Annotated in this window: 16 protein-coding genes and 1 pseudogene; 3 read left to right on the forward strand and 14 right to left on the reverse strand. The window is 68.6% G+C overall.

Features of this window, described 5'->3' with window-relative positions:
• Positions 1 to 18: 18 nt before the first annotated feature.
• From trpA to trpB, 3 genes are read right to left on the reverse strand one after another with little or no spacing between them, the layout of a single operon-like run.
• Positions 19 to 828 (reverse strand): tryptophan synthase subunit alpha, encoded by an 810-nt coding sequence (trpA, locus tag G370_RS0110725; protein ID WP_019660594.1) that lies wholly within the window; start codon positions 826 to 828, stop codon positions 19 to 21.
• A gap of 1 nt (position 829) precedes the next feature.
• Positions 830 to 1,519, reverse strand: a complete 690-nt coding sequence (locus G370_RS0110730) for a hypothetical protein (protein ID WP_019660595.1) — start codon at positions 1,517 to 1,519, stop codon at positions 830 to 832.
• Positions 1,516 to 2,733 (reverse strand): tryptophan synthase subunit beta, encoded by a 1,218-nt coding sequence (gene trpB / locus G370_RS0110735; protein ID WP_014647880.1) that lies wholly within the window; start codon positions 2,731 to 2,733, stop codon positions 1,516 to 1,518. The genes G370_RS0110730 and trpB overlap by 4 nt, the downstream gene beginning before the upstream one ends.
• Before the next feature lie 96 nt (positions 2,734 to 2,829).
• Between trpB and G370_RS0110740 the strand changes: the two genes are divergently transcribed.
• Positions 2,830 to 3,717, forward strand: coding sequence for a LysR family transcriptional regulator (locus tag G370_RS0110740; protein WP_019660596.1), 888 nt, complete (start codon positions 2,830 to 2,832; stop codon positions 3,715 to 3,717).
• A gap of 48 nt (positions 3,718 to 3,765) precedes the next feature.
• Here G370_RS0110740 and G370_RS0110745 read toward each other — a convergent pair.
• From G370_RS0110745 to prmB, 9 genes and pseudogenes are all read right to left on the reverse strand, one after another.
• Positions 3,766 to 4,193: pseudogene (locus tag G370_RS0110745) on the reverse strand (peptidoglycan-binding protein); the annotation flags it as partial.
• Positions 4,194 to 4,261: 68 nt separating this feature from the next.
• Complete coding sequence (locus tag G370_RS0110750) at positions 4,262 to 4,918, reverse strand: phosphoribosylanthranilate isomerase (protein WP_019660598.1); 657 nt, start codon at positions 4,916 to 4,918, stop codon at positions 4,262 to 4,264.
• Entirely contained in the window at positions 4,915 to 5,685 is a 771-nt protein-coding gene (truA, locus tag G370_RS0110755; protein ID WP_019660599.1) for a tRNA pseudouridine(38-40) synthase TruA, read from the reverse strand. Before truA ends, G370_RS0110750 begins: the two co-directional genes overlap by 4 nt.
• 32 nt (positions 5,686 to 5,717) lie before the next feature.
• Entirely contained in the window at positions 5,718 to 6,080 is a 363-nt protein-coding gene (locus G370_RS0110760) for a VOC family protein (RefSeq protein ID WP_019660600.1), read from the reverse strand.
• Between the two features lie 26 nt (positions 6,081 to 6,106).
• The gene (locus tag G370_RS0110765; protein ID WP_026347082.1) at positions 6,107 to 8,167 is read right to left on the reverse strand and encodes a FimV/HubP family polar landmark protein; all 2,061 of its coding nucleotides are present in this window, start codon (positions 8,165 to 8,167) and stop codon (positions 6,107 to 6,109) included.
• A gap of 130 nt (positions 8,168 to 8,297) precedes the next feature.
• Positions 8,298 to 9,326 (reverse strand): aspartate-semialdehyde dehydrogenase, encoded by a 1,029-nt coding sequence (locus G370_RS0110770; RefSeq protein WP_019660602.1) that lies wholly within the window; start codon positions 9,324 to 9,326, stop codon positions 8,298 to 8,300.
• A 91-nt stretch (positions 9,327 to 9,417) separates the two neighbouring features.
• Positions 9,418 to 10,455, reverse strand: a complete 1,038-nt coding sequence (locus G370_RS0110775) for a 2-hydroxyacid dehydrogenase (protein WP_019660603.1) — start codon at positions 10,453 to 10,455, stop codon at positions 9,418 to 9,420.
• Positions 10,448 to 11,551, reverse strand: coding sequence for a chorismate synthase (gene aroC, locus G370_RS0110780; protein ID WP_019660604.1), 1,104 nt, complete (start codon positions 11,549 to 11,551; stop codon positions 10,448 to 10,450). The genes G370_RS0110775 and aroC overlap by 8 nt, the downstream gene beginning before the upstream one ends.
• Positions 11,548 to 12,477, reverse strand: coding sequence for a 50S ribosomal protein L3 N(5)-glutamine methyltransferase (gene prmB / locus G370_RS0110785; RefSeq protein ID WP_019660605.1), 930 nt, complete (start codon positions 12,475 to 12,477; stop codon positions 11,548 to 11,550). The genes aroC and prmB overlap by 4 nt, the downstream gene beginning before the upstream one ends.
• Before the next feature lie 122 nt (positions 12,478 to 12,599).
• Between prmB and G370_RS0110790 the strand changes: the two genes are divergently transcribed.
• Both G370_RS0110790 and asd read left to right on the forward strand, forming a co-directional pair.
• Complete coding sequence (locus tag G370_RS0110790; RefSeq protein WP_019660606.1) at positions 12,600 to 13,250, forward strand: SCO family protein; 651 nt, start codon at positions 12,600 to 12,602, stop codon at positions 13,248 to 13,250.
• The gene (asd, locus tag G370_RS0110795; protein ID WP_019660607.1) at positions 13,247 to 14,089 is read left to right on the forward strand and encodes an archaetidylserine decarboxylase; all 843 of its coding nucleotides are present in this window, start codon (positions 13,247 to 13,249) and stop codon (positions 14,087 to 14,089) included. The genes G370_RS0110790 and asd overlap by 4 nt, the downstream gene beginning before the upstream one ends.
• Positions 14,090 to 14,196: 107 nt before the next feature.
• On the opposite strand, the gene G370_RS0110800 is transcribed toward asd, so the two are convergent.
• Together G370_RS0110800 and G370_RS0110805 are read right to left on the reverse strand one after the other, a co-directional pair.
• On the reverse strand, positions 14,197 to 14,544 hold the full coding sequence (locus tag G370_RS0110800; protein ID WP_019660608.1) for a ribonuclease E inhibitor RraB: 348 nt from the start codon (positions 14,542 to 14,544) through the stop codon (positions 14,197 to 14,199).
• 24 nt (positions 14,545 to 14,568) lie between these two features.
• Complete coding sequence (locus G370_RS0110805) at positions 14,569 to 16,173, reverse strand: transglycosylase SLT domain-containing protein (protein WP_019660609.1); 1,605 nt, start codon at positions 16,171 to 16,173, stop codon at positions 14,569 to 14,571.
• Between the last annotated feature and the right edge of the window lie 68 nt (positions 16,174 to 16,241).

A 16,241-nucleotide genomic window follows, 5' to 3' on the forward strand; every position in this document is an offset into this window, starting at 1 on the left:
CAGCGGCCAGCATTACCGCTACGCGTCCAGCGCCTGCCGCAGCGGGGCGAGGAACGCCCGCGCACGCTGGGCCGCGTCTTCAGCCGAGCCCGCTTCGGCCAGCGCCGCCACCAGCGCACTTCCGACCACCACGCCATCCGCCTGGCGGGCCATGGCTGCGGCACTGCCGGCGTCCTTGATGCCGAAGCCCGCCACCACCGGCACCGAGGCGCGCGCGCGCAACGCCTGCAGGCGGGCGCTGGCGGCGTCGCTGTCCAGGCGCTCGGAGGCGCCGGTCACGCCGGCAAAGCTGACGTAATAAAGGTAGCCACGGGCCAGGGCCAGCAGCTTGTCGGCACGCGCCTGGCTGGTGGTCGGCGACGCCAGCAGGACCAGCGCCAGGCCCGCTGCATCGAAGGCCTGCTGCGCTTCAACGGCTTCTTCCGGCGGAAGGTCGACCAGCAGCACCCCGTCCACGCCGGCCTGCACGGCCGCCCCGGCGAAGGCAGCGTAGCCGTGGATCTCCACCGGGTTCAGGTAGCCCATCAGCACCACCGGGGTGTGCGCATCACGCTCCCGGAACTGCGCCACCGCCTGCAGCACATAGCGGCTGCCGGCTCCCCGCGCCAGCGCGCGTTCGGAACTACGCTGGATGGTCGGGCCATCGGCCATCGGATCGGAGAACGGCACGCCCAGTTCAATCACGTCGGCACCAGCATCGACCAGCGCGTGCATGACCGGCACGGTGGCTTCCAGCGAGGGATCACCTGCGGTGATGAAGGGAATCAGCGCCTTGCGCTGCTGTTCGCGCAGGCGCTGGAAGCAGGCATCGAGTCGGGATACGGACATGTCAGGTACATCCTTCGATCAGGTCAACGGCGCCGTTGGCGCCCCAGTACATTCGGGAGATGGTGCCGTCGACGATCTCCACACGGATCGCCAGGTCGGAACCGGGGTCCTGCCAGAGCAGGCTCTCGCCGGCCTCCGCATCATCACCATAGGGTTGCGTGGAAACGCCCTTGGGCAACTGCTGGAGTGCCTGCGCGCGTGGCATGCCCAGATGAAGGCCGAACGGCCCCGGCTGCAGCACCACCTGGCCGGAATCGTCGATGGGGGCCAGGTCGAAGCGCACCACGTCGCCGTCCTGCACCATCATCGCCACGCCCTCGGGCAGCGTGCCGCGCTCGTAGTACTCGCAACGCCCAGCGGTCGACTCGCCCAGCCCGGCCGAGTGCCACTGCGCCTCGCCCTGCAGTTCGCTGAAGGGCTGGCCGATCAGCACCTCACCGGCATGGTCCAGGGCCACCGACACCACCGCCCGGGCCGCCTGGTCCTCGCCGCCGTCGCCTGCCGTGGACATCGCCGCGCCCTCGATCGGGCGATGTGCGGCCTCATCGTCGTTGCTGGCCGGTTCGCGTGCCAGGGCGATCGCCGCGGGGGCGGCCGGGGCCGGGGCAAGCACCGGTGGATCGGGCGGCGTGCAGCCGCCCATGCCGATCACCAGCACCAGCGCCCCGCCGTGGCGCAGCACGTGATTCACAGCACAAGCCCTTCGCGCGCGGCGATGGTGTGCACGTCCTTGTCGCCGCGGCCGGACAGGTTGCACAGCACGATCTGGTCACGCGGACGCTCACGCGCCAGCTTGATTGCCTGTGCCAGCGCATGGCTGGATTCCAGCGCGGGCAGGATGCCCTCGGTATGCGCCAGCAGATGGAAGGCCTGCAGCGCTTCCTCGTCGGTGATGCCGAGGTAGCGCGCGCGGCCGGTATCGGCCAGGAACGCGTGCTCCGGGCCGACGCCCGGATAGTCCAGGCCGGCCGACACCGAATGGGTCTCGATGATCTGGCCGTCATCGTCGCACAGCACGTACGTGCGGTTGCCGTGCAGCACGCCGGGGCGGCCTGCCGCGATGGAGGCGGCATGGCGACCGGTACTGATGCCATCACCGGCGGCTTCGGCGCCGACGATCTCGACCTGGCGATCGTTGAGGAAGGCGTGGAACAGGCCGATGGCATTGCTGCCGCCGCCGACGCAGGCGGTGATCGCATCGGGCAGGCGGCCGTACTCGGCCAGCATCTGCTCACGCGCTTCGCGGCCGACGATGGCATTGAAGTCGCGCACCATGCGCGGGTACGGGTCCGGTCCAGCCACGGTGCCGATGATGTAGAAGGTGTCCTGCACGTTGGTCACCCAGTCGCGCATCGCTTCGTTGAGCGCGTCCTTCAGGGTGGCCGAGCCGGAGGTGACCGGCACCACCGTCGCACCGAGCAGCTTCATGCGGTAGACGTTGATCTTCTGCCGCTCGATGTCGGTGGCGCCCATGTAGACCACGCATTCCAGGCCCAGACGCGCGGCAACGGTGGCACTGGCCACGCCATGCTGGCCGGCACCGGTCTCAGCGATGATGCGCTTCTTTCCCATGCGTGCGGCCAGCAGTGCCTGGCCGATGGTGTTGTTGATCTTGTGCGCACCGGTGTGGTTCAGGTCCTCGCGCTTGAGCAGGATCTGCGCGCCGCCGACGTGATCGCTCAGGCGCTGGGCGTGATAGATCGGGCTCGGCCGGCCCACGTAGTGCGCCAGGTCGCGGTCATAGGCCGCCTGGAACGCGGGGTCCTGGCGGGCCTGGTCATAGGCCTGGGCCAGTTCCTGCAGCGGGCCGACCAGGGTTTCGGCAACGAAGCTGCCACCGTAGCGGCCGAAGTGGCCCTGGGCATCCGGGAAGGCGTGGTAGTCGGCAATGGGGGAGGCAGACATGGATACGACCGGTGGTTCAGACAGGTGGATACTCTAGCGCACGGGTCAAGACCGGAAAATGGATATTATCTGGCACATATCGTCAGGAAATCTCACGTGAGCCGCTCCCTGCTGCCTCCCCTCAATGCGCTGCGCGCGTTCGAAGCCACTGCCCGCCTTGGCGGCGTCGGGCGCGCCGCACAGGACCTGCACGTCACCCACGGCGCGGTCAGCCGGCAACTGAAGCTGCTGGAGGATCACCTCGGCCTGGCGCTGTTCCAGCGTGCCGGTCGCGGCCTGCGCCTGACCGCTGCGGGTACGCGCCTGCAGGCAGCGTGCAGCGAGGCCTTCGCCGGGATCGAAGGCTGCGTGCGCGAGCTGCGGCGGCCCGCGGCCTCCCCAGCACTGGTACTGGGCTGCAGCGGCAGCGTACTGGCACGCTGGATGATTCCGCGCCTGCCCGTGCTGCAGGCCGCCCTGCCCGGCGTGCGCCTGCAGTGGTCGGCGCTGGACGGCAGTTTCACCGAAGCGCAGGCGGCGCTGGACGCCGTGCTGTTGCTGGCGCAGGGACCGTGGCCACGCGGCTGGCAGGTCCGCGAGCTGGCACCGGAACGGGTCGGTGTGGTGGTGGCCCCGTCACATGCGGCGGCGCAGCGCCTGCGGCAGGCACCGCCCTCGGCACTGCTGCAGGAAACCGTGCTGCACACCACGTCACGTCCACAGGCTTGGCCCGCCTGGGCGCAGGCACACCGCCTGGACCCGTCAAAGCTGCAGCTGGGCACCGCTTTCGAACATCTCTATTACCTGCTGGAAGCAGCCGTGGCCGGGCTGGGCCCGGCAATCGCGCCCGAGCCGCTGGTGGCCGAAGATCTGGCAGCAGGCCGGCTGGTCGCACCGTGGGGGTTTGCGGCCACCGGCGGCTTCTGGGTGCTGGCGCGGCCGGATGGCCCGGCCGATGCACGGGTAGACGCCCTGGCCGACTGGGCAGCAGCGCAACTGCGATGAGACGAGGCCCCGGGCGGCATTCACCTCCCGGAGCCGGCAACGCATGCCTCAGCGACCGCCCATCGCGACCCGCTGCTGCTCCTCATGCACCTGCTGCTGGTGCGACGGATCTGCCAGCAGCTTGGCACTGGTCTGCTCCAGCGACGGCGGCGCCTGGGCCAGATCGACAGCGGTGCGGAAGCCAGGCGTCGTGCCCATCACGAACGGCTTGCCATCCTGCACCTTGATGCTCTGCAGCTTGTCGGCCGCGTCGATACCGTTCTGCTTTGCATGCAGGGTGATATTGGCCGCAGCCTCTTCGGAAAACACGCTGGGAAGCTTGCTGCGGCCAGCGTTGTGCAGTGCGTGGTCCGGATGCGATGCATCGTTGAGCGACGGCCCTTTGGGCACAGCCGCTGCGGGTTCATGACCCTGCACACGCCCCGCCGCAGGGCGGCAGCGGTGTGGCGACCGACGATGCCGTCGGCGGACAGTCCCTGGTTGAGGGTCTGCTGCAAGGCTCACCGTCGACGATGACATCCCGGCGCCCCTCAGGTGACGCGGATCACTCCAGGACGGTGCAATCGGCGCGCCGCACTTCCTCGACGAAGGTGCGCATCTTGTAACCGTCCTTGATGCCCGGCTCCAGTTCGATACCGCTGGAGACGTCCACGCCCCACGGCAGCGTCGCCAGCACGGCGTCGTAGACGTTTTCCGGGTTCAGGCCACCGGCCAGCAGGAACGGCCGATGCAATCCGGTCGGGACGCGGCCCCAGTCGAACGCCACGCCGGTGCCGCCACCGCCACCCGGCGCGTGGCTGTCGAACAGGAAGCCGGCAGCGCTGGGATAACGCAGTTGCAGGGTGCGGGCATTGACCTCTTCGCGCCCCCCCATGGCAATCGCCTTCAGGTACGGCATGTTGAAGCTGCGGCAGAAGCTCTCGTCCTCCTCGCCATGGAACTGCAGCAGCGTCGGTCGTACCGTGCGCAGCACCTCGCGCACTTCTTCCTTGCTGTTGTTGCGGAACAGCGCAACCACGTCGACCATCGGCGCGATTGCCTGGCGCATCGCGCGCGCCTCGGCAGGCGCGACCCGGCGGCTGCTCTCGCGGGCAAAGATGAAACCCACTGCGTCCACGCCCAGCTCACCGGCCAGACGGACATCGCCGGCGCGGGTCATTCCACAGAATTTGATGCGTGTACGGTAGTAGGAACGGCTCATAGCGTGACCTCGGCGGGCAGATGCCAGTTGTCGGGGTACAGGGGCCCAAGGAACACCAGGCCCTGCGGCGGTGCGGTGGGACCAGCTACGGTGCGGTCGCGCCCAGCCAGCAGTTCGGCGATCCATTCCACCGGTTTTTCGCCGCTGCCCACCAGGATCAACGATCCGACGATATTGCGGACCATGTGATGAAGAAATGCATTGCCACGCACTGCGACTTCGATCACTTCGCCCTGGCGGCTGACCTGCAATGACTGCAGCTCACGCCGGGCATGCAGCGCCTGGCACTGCACCGAACGGAACGCGCTGAAATCGTTCTCGCCGAGCAGGGCCTGGCCGGCGGCGTGCATCAGGGTCTCGTCCAGCGCGCGGCGCTCCCAGCTCAGGGTCTGCCGGTCCAGCGCGGGCCGCACCTCGCGGTTGAGCAGCCGATAGCGGTAGCGGCGCGCACGTGCCGAGAAGCGCGCATGAAAATCATCGGCCACCGGCACGCACCAGCGCACCGCGATCGAACGCGGCAGGCGGGTGGTGGTGCCGAGCATCCAGGCGCGCGGGTCACGCACCACGTCAGTGTCGAAATGCACGACCTGGCACTGGCCGTGCACACCGGCATCGGTGCGGCCGGCGCAGACCACCTGCAGCGGCGCATCCGCCACCGACGACAAGGCCTGCTCGAGGCTGGCCTGCACGCTGGGACCACCCTCGCCCAGGTTCTGCCAGCCCCTGAAATCGCTGCCGTCGTACTCGACGCCAAGCGCATAACGCATGTGCTACCTCGATGTTGCGGGTGGGGCGGCGCTCAGGCCGGATCGCGTTCGGACCAGACCGCCAGTTCGTTGCCACCGGGCTCGACGAACTGGAAGCGGCTGCCACCGGGGAAGGAAAACACCGGGCGTACGATCTGGCCGCCGGCGTCGCGCACGGCGGCCTCGACCGGAGCCAGATCGTCGGCATACAGCACCAGCAGCGGTGCACCGCTGTCGCCGGCCCGCTGCGGCTGGCCACGGAAGAAGCCGCCCTGCAGGCGGCCATCGTCGAAAGCCGTGTAGTCGCTGCCGTAGTCGACGAATGACCAGCCGAACGCCGTTTCGAAAAAGGCACGGCTGGCGGCCGGGTCGCTGGAGGCGAATTCAACGTAGTCGATACGGCGCTCGCGGCTCATGGCAGGGTCCTTGTCGGCGGGTTCGGTCACGGCAGGCGGGCGAGCAGTTCGCGGGCCTGCGCCTGGCTGTGCAGGTCACCGCCCTCGGCCACTTCCAGCAACAAGGTGCGCGCCGTCTGCGCGTCACCCAGATCGAGGTAGGCAATGGCCAGTTCCAGGCGCTCCTGGCCGGCACGTGGCGACCAGCCCGCGTCATCGGCAGGCGCGGGTGCGCTCGACGCGGTGTCGTCGGAATGAGCAGCCTCGGTGCTGACACGGTCGATGCCGTCGATGGCTTCGGGACCTGCGGCATCCGCCGGAGACGGGTTCTCATGCGCGTCGGCCGGCAGATCGAACACACCGCGGAACTGCGGCTGCCGTTCGGCATGCAGTGCGTAGTCGGGCACCACCACTTCGGCCGGCACCTGCGGTACAACGCGATCGTCCTGCAGCGGCTCGGCCGGGACCACCTCGTCGCCGGTGGTTGCGGGATCGTCCCAGCGCGGCAGATCGGTCACCGCTTCGGGCAATGCCACCGCGTCCTGGTCGCGCAGCGTGTCGGACTCCTGGTCGGCCCGCACCGCGTGCTCAGCGGTGGGTTCGGCGACCACCACGTCGTGCACTTCGGTTCCGGCCGCCCACGCAGGCATCGCCGGTTCCTGGCGGCCGTTGCCTGCATCAGGCGACGACCACGAGGACTGCTCGGCCAGCGCATCCAGCGCGGCACCTGCCGGCACCGCTGCGGCCAGGCCAGCGGCATCGTCTTCCTCACGCAGCGGCGGCAACGGCGACGGCTTGCGACGACGCAGCAGCCAGGCCGCCCCCGCCACCAGCAGCAGTACCGGCAGCCCCAGCCAGTACCACGGTGTCGCCGCATCACGGGCACCCGGCGCCTGCGCCAGGCGCTGCTGCGCAGCGGCCAGGTCGTTGTCCTTCATCGCGATCAGCGACTGCTGCTGTTCCCTGAGTTTCTCCAGGTCGGCCACGCGCTGCTTCAGCTCGCCGATCTCGGCATCACGGGTGGCGATGTCCTCACGCGCCTGGCGCAGTTGTTCGTTGCCCAGCATGTCACCCTCGCTGCCGGCAGCGGTGCCGGTGGTTGTGCCCGCGTGCGCGGCGTCTGACGCCAGCGCCGGAGCGATCTCAAGCCGTGGCCCGTTGGCCGCAGCCGGGGAAGAAGCGTTCGTGGCTGCCGCCCTGGCAACCGGTGCGAGCATGCCCGCCGGTTGCGGCACGGTACGCGCCTGACGCCATTGCGCGGCGTGCTCGCGCACCAGCGTCGCCGCTTCGGCGGCGTCGACCGCCGCAAGCGCATCGCTGCCCGGCATGCGCAGCACCGCGCCCTGCTTGAGCAGGTTGACGTTGCCACGGATGAAGGCTTCGGGATTGGCACGCAGCAGGGCGATCATCGCGCGGTCGCGACTGACCTGGTTGCCACGCGCCACCACCCTGGCGATCTGCGACAGGGTCTGACCGCGCTGTACGGTGACGCTGCCATCGGCCGCCGGTGCAGCGACCGGCGCGGAGGCCGCACGCGGGCGTGCCGCTGCAGCCGCCACCGCAGGTGGCGGCGCAGCGGGCGCCTCTGCGGCTGGCACCGTTGCCAAAGCCGGTGCAGGTTCGCGCACGATCGTATTGGAGAGCGTGCCTGCCGGCGCGACGATTTCCGGCTCGGCCACGGCCAGCGCACTGGGCGGCGCATCGACCAGCGCCGAGTACTCGCGCACCAGGCGGCCCTGGCCCCAGTCGGCTTCGATCAGGAAGCTCAGCGACGGCGTCTCCACCGGTGCCTGCGAGGTCACCCGCACCACCGCTCTGCCCTGCGTGTCGCGGGTCAGCTCGAACTGCAGTTCGCTGACCAGTCCGGTCGGCCGCTGCAGGCCGACACGCTCGAAAGTGACCGGCGAGGCCAAGGCCACCCGCAGGTTTTCCAGCTCGGACGGATCGGCCGAAACGACCGGGATTTCTGCCAGCAGGGGCTGGCCCGGCCTGGACAGGACGCGGATGTCGCCCAACCCCAGGGCGAGCGCCGAACTGCTGGCCAAGGCGAGCAGCGCTGCGGACAGATAGGTGAGCGGGCGCTTTGCGCCCCTGGCCCGTTTATTCATGGGCGACACTATAAAGCGTGCGGACCGGGGTCCGCACCCATGTAGAGCCGAGCCCACGCTCGGCTGCATGGCCTGAGCCGAGCGTAGGCTCGGCTCTACAGAAAAGGCCGGGCATTGCCCGGCCTCTCCATCAGCGCTGCTCGGCGGCAACCAGCTCGGCCAGCTGTACGGCATTCAGGGCTGCGCCCTTGCGCACGTTGTCCGACACGATCCACAGGTTCAGGCCACGCGGGTGCGAGAGGTCCTCGCGGATGCGGCCGACGTACACCGCGTCGGTGCCTGAGGCGTGGGTGACCGGGGTCGGGTAACCACCGGCCTCGTGGCGATCCACCACTTCGATGCCCGGCGACTGCTCCAGCAGCGCGCGCGCTTCGGCGACCGTGACCTTGTCTCGGGTCTCGATCGCCACCGACTCGGAGTGGCCGTAGAACACCGGCACGCGCACCGCGGTCGGGTTCACCAGGATGCTGTCATCGCCGAGGATCTTGCGGGTCTCCCAGATCAGCTTCATTTCTTCCTTGGTGAAGCCGTTGTCCTGGAAGTCATCGATGTGCGGGATCAGGTTGAAGGCGATCTGCACCGGGAAACGCTGCGGATCGATCTCCTGGAAGCTGAGCAGCTGGCCGGTCTGCTTGCCCAGTTCCTCCATCGCCGAGCGGCCGCCGCCGGACACCGACTGGTAGGTGGACACATTGATGCGCTCGATGCCGTACTTGCGGTGCAGCGGTGCCAGCGCCACCAGCATCTGCATGGTCGAGCAGTTCGGGTTGGCGATGATGCCGCGCGGACGGTTGGCGACCTGTTCCGGGTTGACCTCGGACACCACCAGCGGCACGTCATCGTCGTAACGGAAGGCCGAGGAGTTGTCGATCACCACCGCGCCTGCTGCGGCGAACTTCGGTGCGTATTCCTTGGACACGCTGCCACCGGCCGAGAACAGGGCGATCTCGACGCCGGTGGGATCGAAGGTGGCCAGGTCCTGGACCTTGACCTTCTGGCCGTTGAACTCGATCTCGCCGCCGGCCGAACGCTCGGAGGCGAGAACGCTCAGGGTGCCGACCGGGAAATCACGCTCGGCCAGGATCGACAACATGGTCTCGCCGACGGCGCCGGTGGCACCGACGACGGCGACGTGGAAACTGCGCTGTGCATTGCTCATGGGGGAACTCTCACGAAAACGGGAATGGGGAAGAAACACGCACGACAGCTGGATTCGGGGAACCTCCTCAAGCGGGGCGCGCGGAGGTTCCCTATCGTTTCCCGGTTTTTTTGCCCAGCGTCACGCGCGCGGCCATCGCCGCGTCAGCGTTGATCGCGCTCGGCATCCACGACGGGCCGCCGTCCAGGCCGAGCCCGGCAAGCAGATTATCCACGGCCAGCTGTACCATCGCCGTGCGCGTGGCCAGCGAGGCGCTGCCGATGTGCGGAGTGAGCACGACGTTGCGCAGCGCCAGCAGTTCCGGGCGTACCGTTGGCTCGCCCTCGTACACATCCAGACCCGCCGCAGCCAGGCGACCATTGGCCAGCGCGTCGGCCAGCGCGATCTCATCGACCAGGCCACCGCGGGCGATATTTACCAGCGTCGCCGACGGCTTCATCTTCGCCAGTGCGGCGGCATCGATCAGATGATGCGAGGCCGGCGTGTACGGCAGCACCAGCAGCAGGTGGTCGGACTGTGCCAGCAGCGTATCCAGATCCACATAGGTCGCACCCAATTCCGCCTCGGTCGCCGCCGGCAGCTGCGAACGGTTGTGGTACAGCACCTTCATGCCGAAACCGTGCGCGCCGCGACGGGCGATGCCCTGGCCGATGCGGCCCATGCCAAGGATGCCCAACGTGCTGCCGTGGATATCGGCACCGAGCATGGTCTGGAACGACCACTGCTGCCACTGCCCTTCGCGCAGCCAGCGCTCGGACTCGGTAATGCGGCGCGCGGTGGCCATCAGCAGGGCGAAACCGAGATCGGCGGTGGTTTCGGTCAGGACGTCCGGCGTGTTGCTGGCCAGGATGCCGGCCGCGCTGAGCGCGTCCACATCCAGGTTGTTGTAGCCCACCCCGACATTGGCGATCACCTGCAGCTGCGCGGCGCCGGCCACCTGGGCCGCGCCGATGCGCTCGTTGAGCGTGATGATCGCGCCGTCGGCGCTGGCCAGTTGTTCGGCGATCTGGTCCGGCGCCCAGGCGGTGACGGTGTCGGTGCTGCGCAGCTGCACGCGATCGCGCAGCGGCGCGATGGCCGCGTCGATCAGCGGCTGGCTCACCCACACGGTCGGCCGCGTGTCAGCCATCGATCTGCCCGGGAATGCGCGGGGTGACCGTGCCGACATCGCCGCACTGCGCGCGGTGGCGCAGCGCCTGGTCCATCAGCACCATCGCTACCATCGCCTCGGCGATCGGGGTGGCGCGGATGCCGACGCAGGGGTCGTGGCGGCCGGTGGTGACCACCTCGACCACGTTGCCGGACGTATCCAGCGACGGGCCCGGCAGGCGCAGGCTGGAGGTCGGCTTCAACGCGATCGAGGCGACCACCGGCTGGCCGGTGGAAATGCCACCGAGGATGCCACCCGCGTGATTGCTGGCGAAGCCCTGCGGGGTCAGCAGGTCGCGGTGTTCGGTGCCCTTCTGCGCGGCGCTGGCGAAACCGTCGCCGATCTCCACGCCCTTCACCGCGTTGATGCTCATCAGCGCGGCAGCCAGTTCACCGTCGAGTTTGCCGTAGATCGGCTCACCCCAGCCCGGCGGCACGTTGTCGGCGACCACGTCCACGCGCGCACCGACCGAATCTCCGGACTTGCGCAGCGCGTCCATGTACGCCTCCAGTTCGGGCACCTGTGCAGCGTGCGGCCAGAAGAACGGGTTGTCTTCCACCGCCGACCAGTCGAAACCGGCCGGGGTGATGTCGCCCAGCTGCGACAGGTAGCCGCGCACGGTCACGCCGAAGCGCTCGGCCAGCCACTTCTTGGCGACCACCCCGGCGGCTACGCGCATGGTGGTTTCGCGCGCCGAGGAACGGCCGCCACCGCGCGGGTCACGGATGCCGTACTTGTGCCAGTAGCTGTAGTCGGCATGGCCCGGCCGGAACTGCTGGCCGATGTTGGCGTAGTCCTTGCTGCGCTGGTCGGTGTTGCGGATCAGCAGCGCGATCGGGGTGCCGGTGGTCAGGCCCTCGTACACGCCAGAGAGGATCTCGACCTCGTCGGCCTCGCGCCGCGCGGAAGTGTGCCGGCTCTTGCCGGTGGCACGGCGCTGCAGGTCGTGGGCGAATTCGGCCGCGTCCAGCGCCAGCCCCGGAGGGCAGCCATCGATCACGCAGCCAATGGCCGGCCCGTGCGACTCGCCGAACGTGGTGACGGTGAACAGCTTGCCGAACGAATTGGAGCTCACGGGCGCTGCGCCGCCAGTTCGGTGATGCGTGCGCTGTGGGCGATCAGCTCGCGGCATTCGACCGCGAAGATACCCATCTGGCCGACCTTGAACTCGATCCAGGAAAAATCGACTTCTGGCAGCAGCTTGATCAGGTGCTGCTCGGATTCGCCCACTTCGCAGATCAGCAGGCCGTCCTCGCTCAGGTGCAGCGGCGCGTCACGCAGGATCTTCAGCACCAGGTCCAGGCCGTCGTCGCCGGCACGCAGGCCCATCTCCGGCTCGTAGGAGTATTCCTGCGGCAGGGCGTCGGTCTCGTCGTTGGTGACGTACGGGGGGTTGGTGACGATCAGGTCGTAGTGGCGGCCGGTCAGGCCTTTGAACAAGTCCGACTTGATCAGGGTGACGTTGTGCGCCTGCAGGCGTTCCTTGTTTTCCTCGGCCAGCGACAGTGCTTCGTCACTGAGGTCGACGCCATCCACTTCCCAGTTCGGGTAGTAGTGGCCCATGGCGATGGCGATGCAGCCCGAACCGGTGCACAGGTCCAGCGCACGGCTGACATCGCGGCCGGCGAGCCACGGCTCGAAGCCGCATTCGATCAGTTCGGCGATCGGCGAACGCGGCACCAGCGCGCGCTTGTCGCTCTTGAAGCTCAGGCCGGCGAACCAGGCCTCACCGGTCAGGTAGGCGGCCGGGATGCGTTCATCGATGCGGCGCTGGAACAGTTCCAGCACGCGCAGCTTTTCGGCCTGCAGCAGGCGCGCCTGGCCATAGGCCGGGCCCAGATCGTGCGGCAGGTGCAGGCTGTGCAGCACCAGCTGGGTGGCCTCGTCCAGCGCATTGTCGTAGCTGTGACCGAAGGTCAGCCCGGCTTCGTTGAAACGGCTGGTGCCGTAGCGGATCAGATCGATGATCGTGTGGAGTTCGGCGGCCGTTTCAGCGGTCATGGCGGTACTGCGGGCAAAGTGGGCCCCGATTATAGGGGCTGGCGCCCGCGGCAGCATCCGTTGCGGCGGAAACGATCGGGCCGCAGCCGGTATGATGGAGCCCACTTCGCGCGGGGGCACCCATGTTCAATCGCAATGCCGGCATCATCCTGCTGATCGCCCTGGCGGCGGGCCTGGGCCTGCTGGCCGCCCAGCAGGTGTTTGCGCCGAAGCCGCCGGCCAATGCCCCGGCCACCGAAGCGATCACGCTGTACCCGCAGCCGCGCGAACTGCCCGACTTCAACCTGGCCCAGTCCGACGGCACCCGCCTGATACCGGGCGAGCTGAAGGGCCACTGGACGCTGGTGTTCCTGGGCTTCACCTTCTGCCCGGACGTCTGCCCGACCACCCTGGCCGAGCTGGCTGGCGCGCAGAACCAGTGGGAGGCCCTGCCCGACAGCCTGCGCCCGCGCGTGCTGTTCATCTCGGTCGACCCGGATCGTGACAGCGCCACCCGGCTCGGCGAATACGCGCACGGCTTCCACAAGGACACCCTGGCCGCCACCGCCGATATCCCGTCGCTGGAGCGCTTCTCCACCTCGCTCGGTTTCGTGTTCCAGAAGGTGCCGGGCAAGCACTTCGACGAGAACCCCGAGGATTACACCGTCGAGCATTCGGCCAGCCTGGCCGTGCTCGACCCGCAGGGCCGCCTTGCCGGCCTGGTACGCCCCCCGTTCAACGCGCCGGCGATCGCCCGCGACCTGCAGAAGCTGACCGAGAAAACCGCCCCATGAGCCTCACCACCGCCCTGACGTACGCCCTGCCCCACCGCCTGCTGTCTTCGATGGCGCGTTCGCTGGCGTACTCGGACGATCCGCGCGTGTCGCGCTGGCTGATCGACACGGTCACCCGCAAGTTCAACGTGAACCTGGACGAAGCGGCCAACCCGGACCCGCGCAGCTATGCGACCTTCAACCAGTTCTTCACCCGCGCGCTGAAGCCGGGCGCGCGCGTGGCCGACGCCGATCCGCGCAGCCTGGTGATGCCGGCCGACGGCCGCATCAGCCAGCTCGGCAGGATCGAGGCCGGCCGCATCTTCCAGGCCAAGGGCCAATCGTTCACCGCCGCCGAACTACTGGGCAGTGACGAGGATGCCAAACCGTACAACGACGGCCTGTACGCGACCGTGTACCTGTCGCCGCGCGACTATCACCGCGTGCACATGCCGTGGACCGGCACCCTGCGCGAGACCGTGCACGTGCCGGGCCGCCTGTTCAGCGTCGGCCCGGCCGCAGTGAACGGCGTGCCGCGCCTGTTCGCCCGCAACGAGCGCCTGGTCTGCCACTTCGACACCAGCTTCGGCCCGATGGTCAGCGTGATGGTGGGTGCGTTGCTGGTATCGGGCGTCGAAACCGTGTGGAGCGGCGAGGAAATTCCGCGTTATGGCGACCGCATCACGCGCAAGGACTACCGCGGCCGGGGCATCAGGCTGGAGCGCTTCGCCGAGATGGCGCGCTTCAACTACGGTTCGACCGTGATCGTGCTGCTGCCGCCGGGCGTGGCTGAGTTCGCCCCGCAGCTGGCCGCTGAAAGCCCGGTGCAGCTGGGCCAGGCGCTGGCGAAGCTGCGCTGAGGTACATGTAGAGCCGAGCCCATGCTCGGCTACTGGCTGCAACCGGCCATGCATTTCTGTGGGCAAAGGAAGCCGAGCATGGGCTCGGCTCTACAGCCAGAAGCGCGTTACTGCAGGACCGGGGCCGGACCGACGTCCATGCCGTCGTAGTCTTCCACGCCCTTCTCCGCGGCCAGCGCTGCGAATTCCTGGTTGCGGCGGTCCAGCGAGGCTTCGTCGTGGATCTCCACGCGCTCTACATGCAGCACGTGGAACGGCGCGTCGCCCTCTTCCGGCTCCTGCTCGAACAATTCCACGAAGGTATAGCCCTCCGCCTGCAGGTGCTCTGCCAGCGCCTGCAGCGGCTCAGCGGTGGAGTGCACGAAGAAGTACCCCCACAGCAACGGGCCCTTGATGTCCCAGTCGGTGTTTTCGCGGAGGTTGGCGAACAGGTTGCGGGTGTCTTCGAGGTCCATTGCAGATTCCAGCGGTCGTGGGAATTACTTGTCGCAGCCCTGCAGCTTCAGCGTCTGGCCCTGGCGCAGGCTGTAGGCCGGGGCCTTCAGGCCGTTGGCGCGGGCCAGGGTCGGCACATCGCACTGGAACTTCGCGGCAATGGCGCCCAGGGTTTCACCCCGGCCCACCTTGTGGCTGCGCGGCGGCTTTGGCCGTGCGGCCGGGCGCGGCGCGGCCACCGGAGCGACCGGGGTGGTCGGCACGCTGGTGGAGGCTGCGGCGTCGGCCACCGGCACCACGCCGCCCACGGCCACGCTGCCGGTGTAGCCGGCGGCGGCCGGGCGCTTGATCGCCGCGTTCAGGTCGGCGGTGATCAGGGTACGGGCCAGGTCGGCACGCGGGCCGCTGACGCAGTTGCGCTGGTACAGGCCGGCGATGCGGGTGGTAGCGTTGATCAGCGTGCCGGCCGGAATCCAGCCGTCGGCTTCATAGCGCGGGTTGAGGTTGCGCAGCGCGCGCATGTAGCCATCGCGGGTGCCGTGGCTGCCCAGGCAGATGGTCAGTTCGTAGATGGTGGTGGACTTGGCCAGGCGCAGCGTGGCCGGCTGCGCGCTGATCTTCGGGAATTCCACGCCGTACTGCTGCGGGTGCAGGAAGATCCAGGCCGCCGCGATCACCATCGGCACATAGTCCTTGGTCTCGCCGGGGAACTGGTTGTAGACACTGTCGGTCCAGAAGCTCTGGCCCGCACTCTGCTTGAACACGCGCGCGGCACGGCCTTCACCACCGTTGTAGGCGGCCACCGACATTTCCACGTTGTTGTTCAGTTCGCGCAGGCGCTCGTTGAGATAGCTGGCGCTGGCCTCGGCGGCGCTGCGCGCGTCAAAGCGGGTGTCGAAGCCGGTGCCATCCGGGCCAAGGCCGAAGCGGCGGCCGGTAGCCGGCATGAACTGCATCAGGCCGGCGGCGCCGGCGCGCGAGGAGGCATGCACGCGGCCGTTGGACTCCTTGGCCATGATGCCGAACAGCAGCGCCTCGGGCAGGCCGCGCTTTTCCCACTCCGGCCACATCACCGCACGCAGGTTCTGGTAGTTCTCGTAGCTGGTCAGCAGCGCCGGGCGCATGTCGGTCAGCCAGCGGCGGATGCCCGCCTGCACGGCCGGGTTGTATTCGACCATGCTGTCGAAGGCGTGCCGCTTGTCGTTGAGCAGCGCAGCGGCGCGGGCCGCCTCCGGCACGTCGGCGGTAAGCGGGCCGATATGGTCGGGGTCGGCTTCCAGCCGGTCACCGCCCTCGTCGGCCACCTCATCGCTGCCCGCCGCATCGGCGTCGTGCTTGAGCAGGCGCTTGTAGCTGGCCAGCAGCGTGCCCATCTGGCAGCCCTTCTGCTTCACGCAGTCGTTGAGAACGTCTTCCATGTCCTCCAGCGCGGCGTCGGCCTCGTTGCTGCCCTTGGGGTCGGCATTGGCGACCAGCAGCAGCGCATCGCTGTAGCGCTTCTCGGCGACGGTCATGCGCTGCTGCAGCGCATCCACCTTCGCCTTGTCCCGGGCCGAGACCCGCTGCGCATGGGCGTCGGGCGCCAGGAAAACCAGGCCGGCCAGGGCCAGCAGCGGCCAACCGCGGGAAATCAGGACAGAAACGGGCATTGATGGCACTGTGTGCGAAACAGGCAGGCAGAGTAGCGGCGCCGCCAAGGTCGGGGCAAGCCGACCTT

It is taken from the genome of Stenotrophomonas hibiscicola ATCC 19867 (assembly GCF_000382065.1).
Lineage (GTDB): Bacteria > Pseudomonadota > Gammaproteobacteria > Xanthomonadales > Xanthomonadaceae > Stenotrophomonas > Stenotrophomonas hibiscicola.